Annotated in this window: 17 protein-coding genes; 10 read left to right on the top strand and 7 right to left on the bottom strand. The window is 71.4% G+C overall.

Translation table 11 applies throughout. The features are described from left to right. Positions 1 to 57: 57 nt before the first annotated feature. The gene (locus IEY91_RS28865; protein WP_189176254.1) at positions 58 to 1,533 is read right to left on the bottom strand and encodes a peptidoglycan D,D-transpeptidase FtsI family protein; all 1,476 of its coding nucleotides are present in this window, start codon (positions 1,531 to 1,533) and stop codon (positions 58 to 60) included. Next, the gene (locus tag IEY91_RS28860) at positions 1,530 to 2,633 is read right to left on the bottom strand and encodes a CE1 family esterase (protein WP_189176253.1); all 1,104 of its coding nucleotides are present in this window, start codon (positions 2,631 to 2,633) and stop codon (positions 1,530 to 1,532) included. Before IEY91_RS28860 ends, IEY91_RS28865 begins: the two co-directional genes overlap by 4 nt. Before the next feature lie 85 nt (positions 2,634 to 2,718). Between IEY91_RS28860 and IEY91_RS28855 the strand changes: the two genes are divergently transcribed. Together IEY91_RS28855 and IEY91_RS28850 are read left to right on the top strand one after the other, a co-directional pair. Continuing rightward, the gene (locus IEY91_RS28855) at positions 2,719 to 3,681 is read left to right on the top strand and encodes a LysR family transcriptional regulator (RefSeq protein WP_229697291.1); all 963 of its coding nucleotides are present in this window, start codon (positions 2,719 to 2,721) and stop codon (positions 3,679 to 3,681) included. After that, on the top strand, positions 3,678 to 4,562 hold the full coding sequence (locus IEY91_RS28850; RefSeq protein ID WP_189176252.1) for a serine hydrolase: 885 nt from the start codon (positions 3,678 to 3,680) through the stop codon (positions 4,560 to 4,562). Before IEY91_RS28855 ends, IEY91_RS28850 begins: the two co-directional genes overlap by 4 nt. A gap of 64 nt (positions 4,563 to 4,626) precedes the next feature. Here the strand turns inward: IEY91_RS28850 and IEY91_RS28845 are convergent, their stop codons facing one another. Further along, on the bottom strand, positions 4,627 to 5,223 hold the full coding sequence (locus IEY91_RS28845; protein ID WP_189176251.1) for a TIGR03086 family metal-binding protein: 597 nt from the start codon (positions 5,221 to 5,223) through the stop codon (positions 4,627 to 4,629). 116 nt (positions 5,224 to 5,339) lie between these two features. Here IEY91_RS28845 and IEY91_RS28840 point away from each other — a divergent pair, with 116 nt between their 5' ends. Both IEY91_RS28840 and IEY91_RS28835 read left to right on the top strand, forming a co-directional pair. Next, a complete protein-coding gene (locus IEY91_RS28840; protein WP_189176250.1) occupies positions 5,340 to 6,158 on the top strand; it encodes a helix-turn-helix domain-containing protein in 819 nt (272 codons plus the stop codon). A 67-nt stretch (positions 6,159 to 6,225) separates the two neighbouring features. After that, on the top strand, positions 6,226 to 6,780 hold the full coding sequence (locus IEY91_RS28835) for a GNAT family N-acetyltransferase (RefSeq protein WP_189176249.1): 555 nt from the start codon (positions 6,226 to 6,228) through the stop codon (positions 6,778 to 6,780). A gap of 46 nt (positions 6,781 to 6,826) precedes the next feature. Here IEY91_RS28835 and IEY91_RS28830 read toward each other — a convergent pair whose 3' ends face one another. Then, complete coding sequence (locus IEY91_RS28830) at positions 6,827 to 7,318, bottom strand: hypothetical protein (protein WP_229697290.1); 492 nt, start codon at positions 7,316 to 7,318, stop codon at positions 6,827 to 6,829. Between the two features lie 80 nt (positions 7,319 to 7,398). On the opposite strand from IEY91_RS28830, the gene IEY91_RS28825 reads away from it, so the two are divergent. From IEY91_RS28825 to IEY91_RS28815, 3 genes are all read left to right on the top strand, one after another. Further along, a complete protein-coding gene (locus IEY91_RS28825) occupies positions 7,399 to 7,734 on the top strand; it encodes a YnfA family protein (RefSeq protein ID WP_189176248.1) in 336 nt (111 codons plus the stop codon). Positions 7,735 to 7,876: 142 nt separating this feature from the next. Then, positions 7,877 to 8,656: an SDR family NAD(P)-dependent oxidoreductase gene (locus IEY91_RS28820; RefSeq protein WP_164322071.1), complete on the top strand. Its 780-nt coding sequence runs from the start codon at positions 7,877 to 7,879 to the stop codon at positions 8,654 to 8,656. Continuing rightward, positions 8,656 to 8,865 carry a hypothetical protein gene (locus IEY91_RS28815; protein WP_189176247.1) on the top strand — a complete coding sequence of 70 codons (210 nt, stop codon included), beginning with the start codon at positions 8,656 to 8,658 and terminating at the stop codon, positions 8,863 to 8,865. Before IEY91_RS28820 ends, IEY91_RS28815 begins: the two co-directional genes overlap by 1 nt. Here the strand turns inward: IEY91_RS28815 and IEY91_RS28810 are convergent, their stop codons facing one another. Then, the gene (locus IEY91_RS28810) at positions 8,866 to 10,059 is read right to left on the bottom strand and encodes an RtcB family protein (RefSeq protein WP_189176246.1); all 1,194 of its coding nucleotides are present in this window, start codon (positions 10,057 to 10,059) and stop codon (positions 8,866 to 8,868) included. It abuts the gene before it with no gap. A 225-nt stretch (positions 10,060 to 10,284) separates the two neighbouring features. Between IEY91_RS28810 and IEY91_RS28805 the strand changes: the two genes are divergently transcribed. Then, complete coding sequence (locus IEY91_RS28805; protein WP_189176245.1) at positions 10,285 to 11,313, top strand: DUF3558 domain-containing protein; 1,029 nt, start codon at positions 10,285 to 10,287, stop codon at positions 11,311 to 11,313. Between the two features lie 125 nt (positions 11,314 to 11,438). Continuing rightward, positions 11,439 to 12,332 (top strand): DUF3558 domain-containing protein, encoded by an 894-nt coding sequence (locus tag IEY91_RS28800; RefSeq protein WP_229697289.1) that lies wholly within the window; start codon positions 11,439 to 11,441, stop codon positions 12,330 to 12,332. Between the two features lie 92 nt (positions 12,333 to 12,424). Here the strand turns inward: IEY91_RS28800 and IEY91_RS28795 are convergent, their stop codons facing one another. Then, the gene (locus IEY91_RS28795) at positions 12,425 to 12,946 is read right to left on the bottom strand and encodes a hypothetical protein (protein ID WP_229697314.1); all 522 of its coding nucleotides are present in this window, start codon (positions 12,944 to 12,946) and stop codon (positions 12,425 to 12,427) included. Between the two features lie 125 nt (positions 12,947 to 13,071). Next, a complete protein-coding gene (locus IEY91_RS28790) occupies positions 13,072 to 13,755 on the bottom strand; it encodes a L,D-transpeptidase (RefSeq protein WP_189176243.1) in 684 nt (227 codons plus the stop codon). Positions 13,756 to 13,997: 242 nt separating this feature from the next. Between IEY91_RS28790 and IEY91_RS28785 the strand changes: the two genes are divergently transcribed. Further along, positions 13,998 to 14,206, top strand: a 209-nt coding sequence (locus IEY91_RS28785; RefSeq protein ID WP_189176242.1) for a DUF2637 domain-containing protein, incomplete at its 3' end; no start/stop codon positions are given.

Here is a 14,206-nt window from a genome sequence, read left to right as displayed (position 1 = left end):
ACCGCACCGGAGCAGCACACCGGGCAGGGCCTTGAGGACACCAGGCAGGGCCTGACGTCAGGACTTCTTCAGGACCGCCTCCATCACCGCCTTCGCGATGGGCGCGCCCAGCTTGCCGCCCGCGATCTCGGAGCGGGAGATGTCCATGTCCTCGGGGTCGACGAGGACGGCGACCGCCACCGGTGACGAACCGTCGCTCTGCTTGGCGTAGGACACGAACCACGCGTACGGCCGCTCGTCGCGCACGTCCGCGCCGTGCTGCGCGGTACCGGGCTTGCCGCCGACCGTGACGCCGTCGATCGCCACCTTGTCGCCGGTGCCGTCGGTCACCGTGTACTCCATCATCTGCTGCACCGTGCGCGCCGTGTCCGACGAGACGGCCTGCTCCAGCTCCTCGGGCTCGCTCTTGTCGATCGTCGAAAGATCGGCGCCCCGCAACTCGTCCACCAGGTACGGCTTCATCACCTTGCCGTCGTTGGCGAGCCCGGCGGTGACCATGGCCATCTGCAGCGGCGTGGTCGTCACACTGCCCTGGCCCATGCCGGTCAGCGCGGTCTGCGGCTTGTCCAGCTCCTCCGGGTAGCCGCTCGCGGCGGTGCGTACGGGCATGAACTGCTCCTCGTTGAAGCCGAACTTCTCCGCCGTCTCCCGCATCCTGTCCTTGCCGGTCCTCAGCGCGGCGTCGAGGAAGACGTTGTTGCACGACCACTGCATCGCGGTCTTCATCGACGCCTTGTCGCACATCGCGTTCGGCACGACGTTGCCGATCTCCGTGGAGCTCTGCGGCAGCCGGTAGGGGGCCCGCGCGCCGGACCGCGCGTTGATGTCGCCGACCGTGCCGTGCTCCAGGGCGGCGGCCGCGGTGAGGATCTTGAAGGTCGAGCCGGGCGGATAGGCCTCGCGGAACGCCCGGTTGTTGAGCGGCTTGTCCTTGCGCTCGTTCAGCTTCTTGAACGCACGGCCGTCCTTGCCGGAGATCCCCGCGAACACCGACGGGTCGTACGAGGGCGTGCTCGCCATCGCCAGGATCTTGCCGGAGCGCGGGTCGAGGGCGACCACCGCGCCCTTCGCGTCCAGGTCCGTGAGGCCCTTGTAGGCGGCCTTCTGCGCCTTCGGGTCGATGGTGGTGACCACGTCGCCGCCCTTGGGCCGCTCCCCCGTCAGCGCGTCCACCGGCGAGCCGAGCAGCCGGCTGTCCTCGCCGCTCAGCACGTCGTCGTGCACGCCCTCCAGGAACGTCGACCCCTGGGCCTGCGAGAAGAAGCCGGTGACCGGCGCGTACATCGGCCCGCTCTTGTAGACCCGCTTGTACTTGAAGTCCGAGCCCGTGGTCGCCACCGAGCCCGTGATCGCCTCGCCACCGACGATGATGTCGCCGCGCGGCTGACCGAAGCTCGCTATCTTCACGCGCCGGTTCTGGTCGTGCTCGGCCAGGGTGTTGCTCTGTACGAACTGCACCCAGGTGGCGCGCACCAGCAGGGCCAGCACGAGCAGGCCGCAGAAGACGGCGCTGCGGCGGACGGTCTTGTTCATCGGTCGCTGCGCTCCGGGGACTTGGACGCCTCGGCCGTGTCGGCCGTGTCGGCGGTATTGGCTGCGGGCCGGGGTGCCTGATCCTTGAGGAAGCCGAGCACCGTGCCCGTCGTGTCCAGGGACTTGCTGGCCGGGCCGAAGCCCTTCGGCGGGGTGACGGTCGTGCCGGGCCAGGTGTGGCCCGCGTCGCGCACGACGAGGAGTTCGACGGGGACCTTGCCGGCGCCGGGACGCCACACCGTGTGGTCGTAGCCCTTGCGGGCCTGCTCGGCCGGATCCTTCGTACGGCCCGCCGTGGCGAAGGCCTGCGCGCTGGCGCGGGCCGACATGGTCGCCGTGATCGGCTCCTCGCCCTTGGGCGCCGGACCCGGGCGCGCCAGTCCCGTCACAGGACGTACGGGATCCTTGCCGCCGTACACGATCATCACCGGCACCGGACCCGTCGGCCGCACCTCCGCCCGCCCGGTGGGCAGTTGACCCGCGACCGACACGGCACCGGCCACCAGGCGCGGCCGCTCGGCCGCCACCCGCAGCGCCATCGAACCGCCGTTGGAGAACCCCACCACGTACACCCGCCGCGGATCCGCCTGCCGCGTCCGCACCAGCTCGGCCACCAGCGCCTCGGCGAACCGCACATCGGCCTCGGGGTCGGGCCGCTTCCGGTTCGGCGCCGTGCCCGCGCCCCACGCCTTGCGCAGGGCCTCGGGGTAGGCGACCAGCATGCCGCGCGCCTTCGCCGCCTTGTTCAGGCCGGACAGCTCGCGCATCTCCGCCGGGTCCGCGCCGCGTCCGTGGAAGGCGACGACGAGGGGGCGGGGGCCCGAGGCCGGGGCGGTGGGCTTGTGCAGGAGGTAGGCGCGGGTGGTGCCGCCGACGCGCAGGTGCTCGCGGGAGTCGGCGGAGGTGCCGGTCGGCGCGGCCTTCGAGGAGGAGGCACCCGAGGAGGCGGCCTTCGACTTCGGGGAGCCGGAGTCGTCCTCCGCGGAGCAGCCCGTGGCCAGCGCGAGGCCCGCCACCAGCAGGCCCGAGCAGAGGCGGGCGGTGCTTCGACGACGTACCGAGAAAAGGGAAGGACGACGTGGCGAAGAGAGCAAGGTCATGCCCCGAGCAGAACAGCGTCCCGCACTCTATGTCCAAGTTCGATATCACTTACGTATTCATTAATCTGCGATATCGTCGCTGCTCGTGGACCTGATGAAGCACCTGGAGTGCTTTGTGGCTGTTGCAGAAGAGTCACACTTCGGCCGGGCCGCCGAGCGCCTCGGCATGGCCCAGCCACCCCTGTCCCAGCGCATTCAGCGACTGGAACGCCACCTCGGCGTACGCCTCTTCGAACGCACCAGCCGCCACGTCACCATCACCAAGGCAGGCACGCTCCTGCTCGACGAGGCCCGCGAACTCCTCGCCCGCTCCGAGGCACTGCTCGCCACCGCGCGCCGCGTCCGCGACGGCGAGAGCGGACTGCTGCGCGCCGCGCTCCCGCCCGACATCGCGGGCGAGACCGTCGCCGCGCTCCTCGCCGACTTCCGGCGGCGGCACGCGGGCGTCGAACTGGAACTGCGCGAGCTCACCACCGCCCAGCAGCTCGACCAGCTCGCCGCCCACGACCTCGACGTCGGCCTCATCCACCACCCCTGCGACGTCGCCGGACTCGAACTCGGGCCCGTGCTGCGCCGCGAGGTCGGCGTGCTGCTGCCCCGCGGCGCCCCCGCCGCCACCCTCGACGAGGTACCGCTCACCGCGCTCACCGGCTACGACCTGGTGCTCTTCCACCGCACCGCCGCCCCCGCCCTGCACGACGACCTGCTCACCACCTGCGCCCGCGACGGCTACACCCCGACCGCCGTCCGGCACGGCCAGGGCGCCAGCTTCGTCCGCGGCCTGCTCCTGTCCTCGCACGCCGTCGCCTTCAGCCCCCAGGACACGCACACACCGCAGGGCGCGGATCCCGACATCGTCTGGCGGCCCCTCGCGGGCGCCCCGCTGGCCTGGCGGCACTCCGTGGCCTGGCCGAAGGGGCGCGGCGACGCCGCCGTGGCATCGTTCGCGCAGGCCGTCACCGACGCCCTGCGCAGCACCGCCGCCGTGACCTCCGATACGCCCCCGCGCCCGCTCCACCTGCGCCCGACCGCGGAGTACTGGCTGTGACCAAAGCCGCGAGCAACACCGTCACCCGCCTCCAGGAGGCGTTCGCCGAAGCCGGCGTCACGGGCCGCCTCCACGCCCTCGACATCGACTCCGGCGCGGAGCTCGGCGCGGGCGCCGACCAGCCCGTCGTCACCGCGAGCGTCCACAAGCTGTGCGTACTCGTCACGCTCCACGAACAGGCCGCCGCGGGCCTCCTCGACCTCACCGAGCAGGTCGAATGCCCCGTGGACGGCCGCACTTCGGGCCCCACCGGGCTCGCCGCCATGCTCGACCCGGTCCGCCTCTCCCTGCGCGACGCCGCCTACCTGATGATGGCCGTCAGCGACAACACCGCCGCCGAACTCCTCCTGGAACGCGTCGGCCTGGACGCCGTCAACGCCACCACCGCCCGCCTCGGCCTCACCCGCACCCGGGCCGTGCACACCTTCCGCGAGATGTTCGCGTCCATGCGCGAGGACGCGGGCCCCGCCGGGGCGCAGGCCCTCACCGACCCCTACGTCATCGCCCGCCTGCGCGCCCTGGACCCCGCCCGCACCAACCACAGCACCCCGCGCGACATGACCCGCCTGCTCGGCGCCCTGTGGCGGGACGAGGCCTGCACCCCCGAACACGGCGCGGCCATGCGCCGCGTCCTCGGCCTCCAGGTCTGGCCCCACCGCCTCGCCGCCGGGTTCCCCTTCGACGACGTACACGTCGCGGGCAAGACCGGCAGCCTGCCGACCGTGCGCAACGAGGTCGGCGTCGTCGAGTACCCCGACGGCGGGCGCTACGCCGTCGCCGTCTTCACCCGCGCCGCCCGCACCGCGGCCACGCTGCCTTCGGCGGACGCGGTGATCGGGACGGCGGCGCGGATGGCTGTGGAGGCTTTGCGGGGGCAGTGAGCGGTGCGTCCGCTGAGGTCGGCCTCGTCTGTGGTGGCTCCGGGGCTCCGGTGGCTCCGGGGACTCAGCTCCAGTACGGGTCCCGGCCGGTCTCCGCGAGCAGCCGCTCGAACTCCGTCGCGTCGTCGGCCACCGACACCGGCTCCGCGAGGACGCCCATGGAGCGGGCGGTGGGGCCCAGTCCGGCGACGGCTTCGCGCAGTACGCCGACGACGTCGCCCGCGCCCTCCTGCCCAGAGGGCGTCCCATAATCCTGGCCCGTCGCCCGCGCCAGATCCCACGCGTGCACCGTCAGATCGAGCAGCACCATCGCCCCGACCGTCCGCGCGGGCATGTTCATCGCGCCGGTGAGGCCCTCGTCGGCGCCGGGTTCGGACCAGGCGGCGACCAGCTTCTCCGTCTCCGCCGCGAACCGCTCGCGCCAGTCGGCGCCCTGGGCCAGATAGTCGGGCGTGTCGCCGCCGAAGTCGGCGTTCCGCTTGGCCGCCAGCTCCTGGAACTGCACGACGACGTGGAAGACGTGGTTCATCAGGGCCCGTACGTCGTACTCGGCGCAGGGCGTGCGGGCGTCGAGGCGGTCGTCGGGGAGGCTGTGGACCACCGGGAGTGCGTGGGCCGCGGCGATGCCGAGCAGATCGCCGGTCTTGTGGGTGGTGTTCATGGGACGACGGTAGGCAGCGGGGGCGCGCCCCGTCTTGAACAAACGCGACAGCCTCGGGGCTCGGCGCAGGAGTGTGGCGAGCGGGACATGTCAGACCCGCGTCCTACGCTCGCGCCATGCCTGCCGCTCCCCGCCGCGACACCCGGGGCATCGTCGACGCCTCCGGCCTGATGACGCGCGTACGTTTCCGGCGCCACGCGCCCGCCGAGCCGCTCCGCCGCCACCTGGAGCACTACTGGCTGATCGACTGGGACCTCACCGAGCCGTACGTGTCCCACGTCGTGCCGCACCCGTCCGTGAACGTCGTCTTCCAGGACCTGCCGGGGCAGCGGCCGTTCGGAGTGGTGGCGGGCATCGGCCTCGGGCTCTTCAGCAAGGAGCTGGCCGGGCGGGGGCGGGTGTGCGGCGTGCAGTTCAGGCCGGGCGGCTTCCGCGCCTTCGCACCGGGCCTCGCGGTCACGGAGCTGACCGGGCGGGAGCTGCCCCTGGAGGACGTCTTCGAAGACGTACGACCGGACCCGGCGGACACCGCGGGCGCCGTTCTGGGCCCCGACGACGAGCACACGCGCGTGGCCGCCCTCGACGCCTTCCTGCTGCGCCACGGCCCGGCGCCCGACCCGCGTGCCGAGCTCGCCATGGACCTGGTCGACCGCATCCGCGCCGACCGGACGGCCCTGCGGGTCGGCGACTTCGCGCGCGAGGCGGGCCTGTCGGTGCGGGCCATGCAACGGCTGTTCTCGGCGTACGTCGGTGTCGGCCCGAAATGGGTCATCCTGCGCTACCGCATCCACGAGGCCCTGGAACACGCGGAGTCGGCGGCGGCCGTGGACTGGGCGGACCTCGCGGCCGGACTCGGATACGCCGACCAGGCCCATCTCGTACGGGACTTCACGGCGACGGTGGGGGTGCCGCCGACGGCGTACGCGCCGGGCTGAGGCGCGGCGGGCGCGGTGCGCGCGTTCGGCACCGGGGATTGTCAGACCCTCCGCCTACCGTGAGGACATGGAGAGAGCAACGGGAAGCACAGAGAGCGCTGCGAGCACACAGACGTCGTCGCACGTACGGCTCGTGCCCTGGTCCGAGGGCGACTTCGACCTGCTCGTGCGGCACAACGCACCGGAGATGACGGCCCACTTGGGCGGCCCCGAGACCCACGAGAAGCTGCTCGACCGCCACCAGCGCTATCTGGGCCTCGACGACCGCCAGGGCGGGATGTTCCGGATCGTGACGCACCCCGAGGGCGAGACCGCGGGCATCGTCGGCTTCTGGGAGACCACGCACCAGGGCGAGGACGTCTGGGAGGCCGGCTGGGGCGTCCTGCCGGAGTGCCAGGGCCGCGGCATCGCCGCCGCGGCGGTCCGCCTGGCGGTGGCCGAGGCGCGCCGCACGGGCCGCCACCGCCATCTGCACGCGTACCCCGCCGCGGACAACGCGCCCTCCAACGGCGTGTGCCGCAAGGCGGGCTTCACGCTCCTCGGCGAGGAGGACATGGAGTATCCGAAGGGGCACTGGATGCGGTGCAACGACTGGCGCCTCGACCTGGAGCAGCAGGCGTAGGCGCAGGCGCAGGCGTGGGCGTGGGGCACCTCAGAAGTGGGGCACCTCAGAAGAAGTACGAGTCCCCGGTGTCCAGGACCAGCACCGTGTGCTCGTTGTTCCGCGGGTTGCGGTCGACCGCGCCACCGTTCCAGACGGTGCCCACCGTCACCGTCACCTCGCGCGGCTCCCCGCGCAGCCGGACCGCGAGGTCGAGCCGCCCGCCCCGGCCCGCCGCGGGCAGCGCGCCCGTGCGGCACAGCACTCCGCGCTCGCCCGCCCGCACGCAGGAGTCCGGCAGCCGCATCGCGTCCTCCAGCGGCACGGACCACGAGAGCCGGACCGTGGCGCCCGGCACGTCGTCGGGGCCGTGGTTCTCCGGCGTCAGCGAGACCGCCGCGAGCCCCCGGGTCATGGCCACCTGCCCGTGGTACGCGACATCCGCCTCCGGAACCGGCCCACCGCCGCCGGCCACCGCGCCCCCGCTCCCCCACAACACCGCGCCCACGACGACGGCCCCCACACAGAGCACCCGCACGACAACCTCCACGACGAACACGAGCGAGACCGGCCACGGGGATCCATGCCACCCACCGCCCCTCCGGACCCCCCAAACCCCCACATGCCACCCTGTTGACCATGCTCATCGCCCGCTCCGCAGCCCTTTTCCTCGTCGCCGCCCTCTTCGAGATCGGCGGCGCCTGGCTGGTCTGGCAGGGAGTGCGGGAGCACCGGGGCTGGGTGTGGATCGGCGCGGGGGTCATCGCCCTGGGGGCGTACGGCTTCGTCGCGACGCTGCAGCCCGACGCCGAGTTCGGCCGCATCCTGGCCGCGTACGGCGGGATCTTCGTGGCGGGCTCGATCGCCTGGGGCGCGGTCGCGGACGGCTACCGCCCCGACCGCTGGGACGTGGCCGGGGCGCTGATCTGCCTGGCGGGCATGGCCGTGATCATGTACGCGCCGCGCGGCGACTGAGGCGGCCGCGGGACCGGGCACCGGGGGCGGGCCCCGGCGCCGAGCCGTCCGCCCACCACCGCCACGGACCTCGCGCCTATGCTGACCGAACAACGTACGCGCGTTGACGGAACGGCGTACGCACGACTCCGAGGGAGCCCGCATGTCCGCCGCAGAAGCGACGCCCCGCAAGCCCGGTATCGCGATCGTCACCGGTGCCAGCGGCGGCATCGGCGCGGCGACCGCGCGGGGACTGGCGGCAGCGGGCCACCGCGTCGTCCTCACCGCCCGCCGCAAGGACCGCATCGAGGCGCTGGCCGCCGAGCTGACGGCGGCGGGGCACGACGCGACGGCGTACCCGCTCGACGTCACCGACCGCGCGGCGGTCGACACCTTCGCGACCGCGTTCCGCGAGATCGCGGTCCTGGTGAACAACGCGGGCGGGGCGCTCGGCGCCGACCCCGTGGCGACGGGCTCGCCCGAGGACTGGCGCCAGATGTACGAGACGAACGTCATCGGCACCCTGAACATCACCCAGGCCCTGCTCCCCGCCCTCACCGCGAGCGGCGACGGCACGGTGGTCGTCGTCTCCTCCACGGCGGGCCACGGCACGTACGAGGGCGGCGCGGGCTATGTCGCCGCCAAGCACGCCGAACACGTCCTCGCCGAGACCCTGCGCCTGGAGATCGTCGGCACCCCGGTCCGCGTGATCGAGGTCGCCCCCGGCATGGTCAAGACCGAGGGCTTCGCACTGAACCGCTTCGGCGGCGACGAGGAGAAGGCCGCCAAGGTCTACGCGGGCGTGGCCGAGCCCCTGACGGCGGACGACGTCGCGGACACGATCACCTGGGCGGTGACCCGCCCGCCCCACGTCAACATCGACCTCCTCGTGGTCCGCCCCCGCGCCCAGGCCTCCAACACGAAGGTCCACCGGGAGCAGTGATGACGTACGCCGCCGACGACCCCGGCACCCCCGGCGGCTCGCCCGACTCCCCCGACCCCCTGGACCGACTCCGCTACGAACAGGAGTCCCGCCGCCTGGCCCAGGAAAAGAAGAACGAACGCCTGGTGTGGTGGTACCTCGCGTACTTCCTCTTCGGCATCCACATCGTGGCGTTCGTGATGATCTACGCGGTGACGCACGGGAAGTAGTCAGCCCTTCACGCACACCACCTGCTTGATCTTCGCCACCACCTGGACCAGGTCCGTCTGCTGCTCGATGACCTTGTCGATGGACTTGTACGCCCCGGGGATCTCGTCCACGACACCGGAGTCCTTGCGGCACTCCACGCCCCGCGTCTGCTCCTCCAAGTCCTGGGTGGAGAACCGCTTCTTCGCCGCGTTGCGGCTCATCTTGCGGCCCGCGCCGTGCGAGGCGGAGTTGAAGGACGCCTCGTTGCCGAGACCCTTCACGATGTACGAGCCGGTGCCCATGGAGCCCGGGATGATGCCGTAGTCCCCGGAGCCCGCGCGGATCGCTCCCTTACGGGTGACCAGCAGGTCCATGCCGTCGTACCGCTCCTCCGCCACGTAGTTGTGGTGGCAGGAGATCTCCTGCTCGAAGCTCGGCGCGGCCTTCTTGAACTCCTTGCGGATCACGTCCTTGAAGAGCGCCATCATCAGCGCGCGGTTGTACTTCGCGTACTCCTGCGCCCAGAACAGATCGTTCCGGTACGCCGCCATCTGCGGGGTGTCCGCGATGAACACAGCGAGGTCACGGTCCACCAGGCCCTGGTTGTGCGGCAGTTCGCGGGCCACGCCGATGTGGTGGTCGGCGAGTTCCTTGCCGATGTTCCGGGAGCCGGAGTGCAGCATCAGCCAGACCGAGCCCGACTCGTCGAGACAGAACTCGATGAAGTGGTTGCCACTTCCGAGCGATCCCATCTGCTTTACGGCTCGTTCCTGACGGAATTTGACCGAATCCGCCACGCCGTCGAACCGCCCCCAGAAGTCGTCCCAGCCTCCCGTCGGCACCCCATGAAACCGCCCCGGCTCAACGGGATCCTCATGCATCCCCCGCCCCACCGGAATCGCCTGCTCGATCTTCGACCGCAGGCGCGAAAGGTCGTCGGGCAGGTCGGCGGCCGTCAACGACGTCTTGACCGCCGACATCCCGCAGCCGATGTCGACGCCGACCGCCGCCGGGCACACCGCGCCCTGCATCGCGATGACGGAGCCGACCGTCGCGCCCTTGCCGTAGTGGACGTCCGGCATGACGGCGAGGCCCTTGATCCAGGGGAGTGTGGCGACGTTCCGCAGCTGCTGCATCGCCGCGCCCTCGACCGTCTTCGGGTCCGCCCACATCCGGATGGGTACGTTCGCACCCGGCATCTCCACGTACGACATAGCTTCCTCATTCCCCCGTACGACAACAAAAGACTTGAAGCGCAATTACTGGTGCCAAGGTCGACGTATGGGATAACGGACCGGCATCCACAGCGGCGCGTGCGATACACATTGTGTCCACCGGCCGTCCGCCGGCGGCAACCGAATAACCAGGCCGGACAGGCCCGGCGGACCGGCCCGACGGCCGACCGACCGGAACCGTCCACGTCGAGAGGAGCCAGCACGGTGCAGCGGAGGGTCTACGTACCGGGCGTCGCCGCGCTCCTCGTGGCGCTGCTCGCCGGCTGCACCGGCAGCTCGGGGACCGCGAACGACGACGACGGCAAGTCCGGCGACTCGGGCAGTTCCACAGCGGCCGCCGAGCCCGGCAAGTACCACACCCTGCCCGAGCCCTGCGGCTCCGTCGACAGCTCGACGCTCGACTCGATGCTCCCCGGCCTCGCGGACATCGAGAACACCGAGCAGCGCGAGAAGGCGTACGAGGGCTCCGCGACGGCCACGTACGACACCGACCGGCGCGTGGGCTGCCGCTGGAAGGTCGAGGCGCCGGACGCCACCCACCACCTCCTCGTCGACTTCGAGCGCGTGGTGTCGTACGACGGGACCGTCAGCGACGAGGACCGGGCGCAGCAGATCTATCGGACGAAGCTCCGCGACGCGGGGGTTCCGGAGCCGTCCGCGTCGGGCGAGCCGGATGATTCGGATGACTCGGAGGGGCCGGATGAGCCGGATGACTCGGACGAGTCCGGCAAGCCGGGCAAGTCGGGGAGTCCCGGTGAATCCGGCAGTTCTGACGGTTCTGACGACGCCGGCGGCGACAACAGCTCCCGCCAGGCCCAGCGCGCCTCCGCCGTCAGCGCCAAGAACGTCAAGAAGGACCTCAAGAAGGGCGCCAAGAAGGGCGACGGCGCCCCCGCCCCCGAGGGCGACGACGAGCCCGGCGTCTCCCCCTCCGGCGAGGGCGACGGCGACGGCGACGGCTCGGGCGCGACCGGCGAGGCCACTCCCCCCGGCTACGAGCCGCGCACCCTGGACGACCTCGGTGACGTGGCCTTCCTCGACGACGTGCTCACCACCGCCGCCTCGTCCACCCGCCAGCGCACCGTGACTGTGGTGTTCCGCACGTCGAACGTGATCGTGACGGTCGAGTACGACGAGCAGCCGGCCCGCCGCACGGAGGTCCCCGACTCCAAGGAAATGCAGGACAACGCGCGCGAACTGGCCGAAAACCTCGCCGACAGGTTCGACGACTGACGTCCGCCCGGAGCGCGTACGGGCTGCCGGGAAGCCGGGCCACCCGCGTCGCACACCGCGTACCGTGACCCAACGGACCCATCGAACGGCACGGCCGCCAACGAGCGAACACGAGTGAAGGAACCATGCACCGACCCGCACAGCGACAGCGACAGCGACTCACCCGCGTTCTTGTGGGCGCGGCCGCCGTACCGGTGATCCTCTTCGCCTCCGCCTGCAGCAGCGACTCCGGTTCGGACGGGGACAAGAAGGACTCCGGCGACAAGCCCTCGGCGTCCGCGTCCGGCGGCGGCACCGGCGGTTCCGGCGACAAGGCCGCGACCGTGGAGAAGGCGGCCTTCGCCAAGCTCCCGGAGCCCTGCGCCACGCTCTCCAAGAAGACGCTCGGCGACCTGGTCCCGGCCGCCAAGGACAAGACCGGCAAGACGGGCACGTCGGACGATGTGTCGACGCGTGGCAACTGCACCTGGGACAGCCTCGACAACAACGGCGTCGACGGTTCGCAGTTCCGCTGGCTGCGCGTTTCGCTGAACCGCTTCGAGTCCGACCAGTCGCTCGGCAGCGGCGCCAAGCGCGCCCAGACGAACTTCACCAAGCAGGTCACCGACGCCCAGGCGGCCAAGGGCGCCAAGGGCGTGAAGACCACGCCGGTGCAGGGCGTGGGCGACCAGGCGACGCTGGTCAGCTATGACGTGAAGAAGGACAAGGACACCTTCAAGCAGCAGACGCTGGTGGCCCGCGTGGAGAACGCCGTCGTCACGGTCGACTACAACGGCGCGGGTCTCGCGGGCGACAAGTCGCCGGAAGCGGCGGACCTGGCCAAGGACACGCAGAAGGCCGGCAAGGAGGCCGTCGCGGCGGTCGCCGCCGCCAACAAGGCGGGCGGCTCGGGCACTTCGGGTGCGGGCAAGCCGTCGGGCGGCTCGGACAAGGGCTCCGCCGACAAGGGCGGCAAGGGCGACGAGTCCAACGAGGGCTCCGGCGCCAAGCCGAAGTCCGACGCCAAGCCCAAGAGCTAGTCACTCGCGAGCAGCCCGAATCGGCTGCGTACGCACATGAGTTGCCGGAGCCCGGTCGCCCACGCGGCCGGGCTCCCGCCGTTCCCGCCCGCTCAGCCGATCGGCAGGCAGATCACCTGGGCCTGGAAATTGCGTTCCTCGGTTCCCGTGTTGTTCATCGTGACGATCCAGTCCTGTCCGACCCTGTGGGACGTCACCACGGAAAGACCGCTGTACTCGGTCCTGTATTGGAAGCCGCCGCCGGTGACGCCTGTTCCGGCCGGACACCTGGCGATGGCGGACGAGAAGTTGCCGGGATCGACGCGAGTGATGGCGCTGTATACGTGGAAGGGCGCTTTCGTCACTCCGGACGGCCCCGCGGGACCCTGATCACCCTTGTCGCCCTTCTCGCCCTTGTCCCCCTTCTCGCCCTTCTTCCCCATGTCCCCCTTGGGACCCTTAGGGCCCTTCGGCCCCGCAGGGCCCTGCGGACCGGCGGGCCCCTGCGGGCCGCGGCAAATGATGTGCTGCCCCTTGCGCTTGCAGTCGTCGTCACCGCCGGGAGGTGCGACGGCCGAGGCGGTCGGAGCCGCCAGTACGCCGACACCCATCACCACGGCCGAGGCCACCACCACGCGAGCTGCCCTACGAGCACGAGCGTTCATTGATCTGTTCCTTCAGCAGGTGCGTTCTGTGAGTGTTTGTCACGATGCATCAGCCCCCGAGAGGCCGCCATCGGAAGCGGCGTCCGGAGCGGGCGTCAGGTGCCGGGCTTGCGCCCCCACACGTGGACCGGGGTGCCCCGCTTGATGGCCTTCCAGAGGCGTCGGGCGTCGTCGTAGCGAAGGTTGACGCAGCCGTGGGAGCCGGGGCCCGCATAGAGGTTGCTGTAGACGCCATGGATGGCCTGGCCGCCGCTGAAGTACTGGCTGAACGGCATCGGCGCCCGATACCGCGTGGACCACTCGTCGAGGATGCGCCGTCCGACGCGGAACCAGCCCGTGCGGGTGGCGTACGCGGCCCGGCCGGAGCGGATGGCGACGGGCGGGAAGACCACCTTCCCCGCCGAGCGGACCCACATGATCTGGTGGCCCAGGTCGACGCACGCGACCCGGCCCCGCTTCGGGGGGCAGCCGTGCAGTTGTCCGGGGTGGTTCAGCGCCCACTCCCGGTACAGGGCCGTGTAGGTGATCGGCCCGGCGAAGCCGTCGGCGGGGACGATGACCTGGCTCTTCTGGTACCGCTGGATCGCGAGGCAGTCGGCGGCCGACTGCACCCCGTCGACACGCAGTCGCAACAGCCCTTCGACCTGGCGCTGATAGGGGCCGCCGGCCCGCGCGCAGCTGTCACGGACGCCCGTGTGCGGTACGTGGGATACGTACGCGGCCTGCGCGGGAGGCATTCCGGCAGCCGTCACAAGGGACGCCGTGACGGGGATCAGCACCTTAAGAAGCCTGGCCCGCAGGAAGTTCCGCATAGTGCCTACAGGTGCACCGCCGCACCGGGGCCTAGCCCCGCGGAACCGAACTTCACCCGCACGCGCCGCGGCGTTTGTGGAGAAAGGTCCCCTCAACTCGCCCCGCCGCACCGCCCCCGAGCCGGGCTGTACCCGTACCGGGCCACGCGCTCCCGTACGCGTGTGCCAGGCTGTCGCTCGCAACACACCGAGCAGGGAGGGGTTCGCGGGTGGCCGCGATGCAACTGACACGCACACACCGGGTACTCATCGGGGTGGTCGTCGCCGGGGCTCTGGTCATCGCCGGGATCGGCTTCGCGGGGTCGTACGCGGCCGTGCGGGAACTGGCGGAGAAGAAGGGCTTCGGCACCTTCTCGATCGTCTTCCCCATAGGCATCGACGCGGGCATCTGTGTGCTGCTCGCCCTCGATCTGCTGCT

It is taken from the genome of Streptomyces lasiicapitis, assembly GCF_014646335.1.
GTDB lineage: Bacteria > Actinomycetota > Actinomycetes > Streptomycetales > Streptomycetaceae > Streptomyces > Streptomyces lasiicapitis.
This window is presented reverse-complemented; position numbering and strand designations above follow the sequence as displayed.

What these genes read in the sequence shown, in the direction of transcription:
- IEY91_RS28865 (WP_189176254.1), bottom strand. Translation starts at nt 1,533, where the DNA reads ATGAACAAGACCGTCCGCCGCAGCGCCGTCTTCTGCGGCCTGCTCGTG.
- IEY91_RS28860 (WP_189176253.1), bottom strand. Translation starts at nt 2,633, where the DNA reads ATGACCTTGCTCTCTTCGCCACGTCGTCCTTCCCTTTTCTCGGTACGT.
- IEY91_RS28845 (WP_189176251.1), bottom strand. Translation starts at nt 5,223, where the DNA reads ATGAACACCACCCACAAGACCGGCGATCTGCTCGGCATCGCCGCGGCC.
- IEY91_RS28840 (WP_189176250.1), top strand. Translation starts at nt 5,340, where the DNA reads ATGCCTGCCGCTCCCCGCCGCGACACCCGGGGCATCGTCGACGCCTCC.
- IEY91_RS28835 (WP_189176249.1), top strand. Translation starts at nt 6,226, where the DNA reads ATGGAGAGAGCAACGGGAAGCACAGAGAGCGCTGCGAGCACACAGACG.
- IEY91_RS28825 (WP_189176248.1), top strand. Translation starts at nt 7,399, where the DNA reads ATGCTCATCGCCCGCTCCGCAGCCCTTTTCCTCGTCGCCGCCCTCTTC.
- IEY91_RS28820 (WP_164322071.1), top strand. Translation starts at nt 7,877, where the DNA reads ATGTCCGCCGCAGAAGCGACGCCCCGCAAGCCCGGTATCGCGATCGTC.
- IEY91_RS28815 (WP_189176247.1), top strand. Translation starts at nt 8,656, where the DNA reads ATGACGTACGCCGCCGACGACCCCGGCACCCCCGGCGGCTCGCCCGAC.
- IEY91_RS28810 (WP_189176246.1), bottom strand. Translation starts at nt 10,059, where the DNA reads ATGTCGTACGTGGAGATGCCGGGTGCGAACGTACCCATCCGGATGTGG.
- IEY91_RS28800 (WP_229697289.1), top strand. Translation starts at nt 11,439, where the DNA reads ATGCACCGACCCGCACAGCGACAGCGACAGCGACTCACCCGCGTTCTT.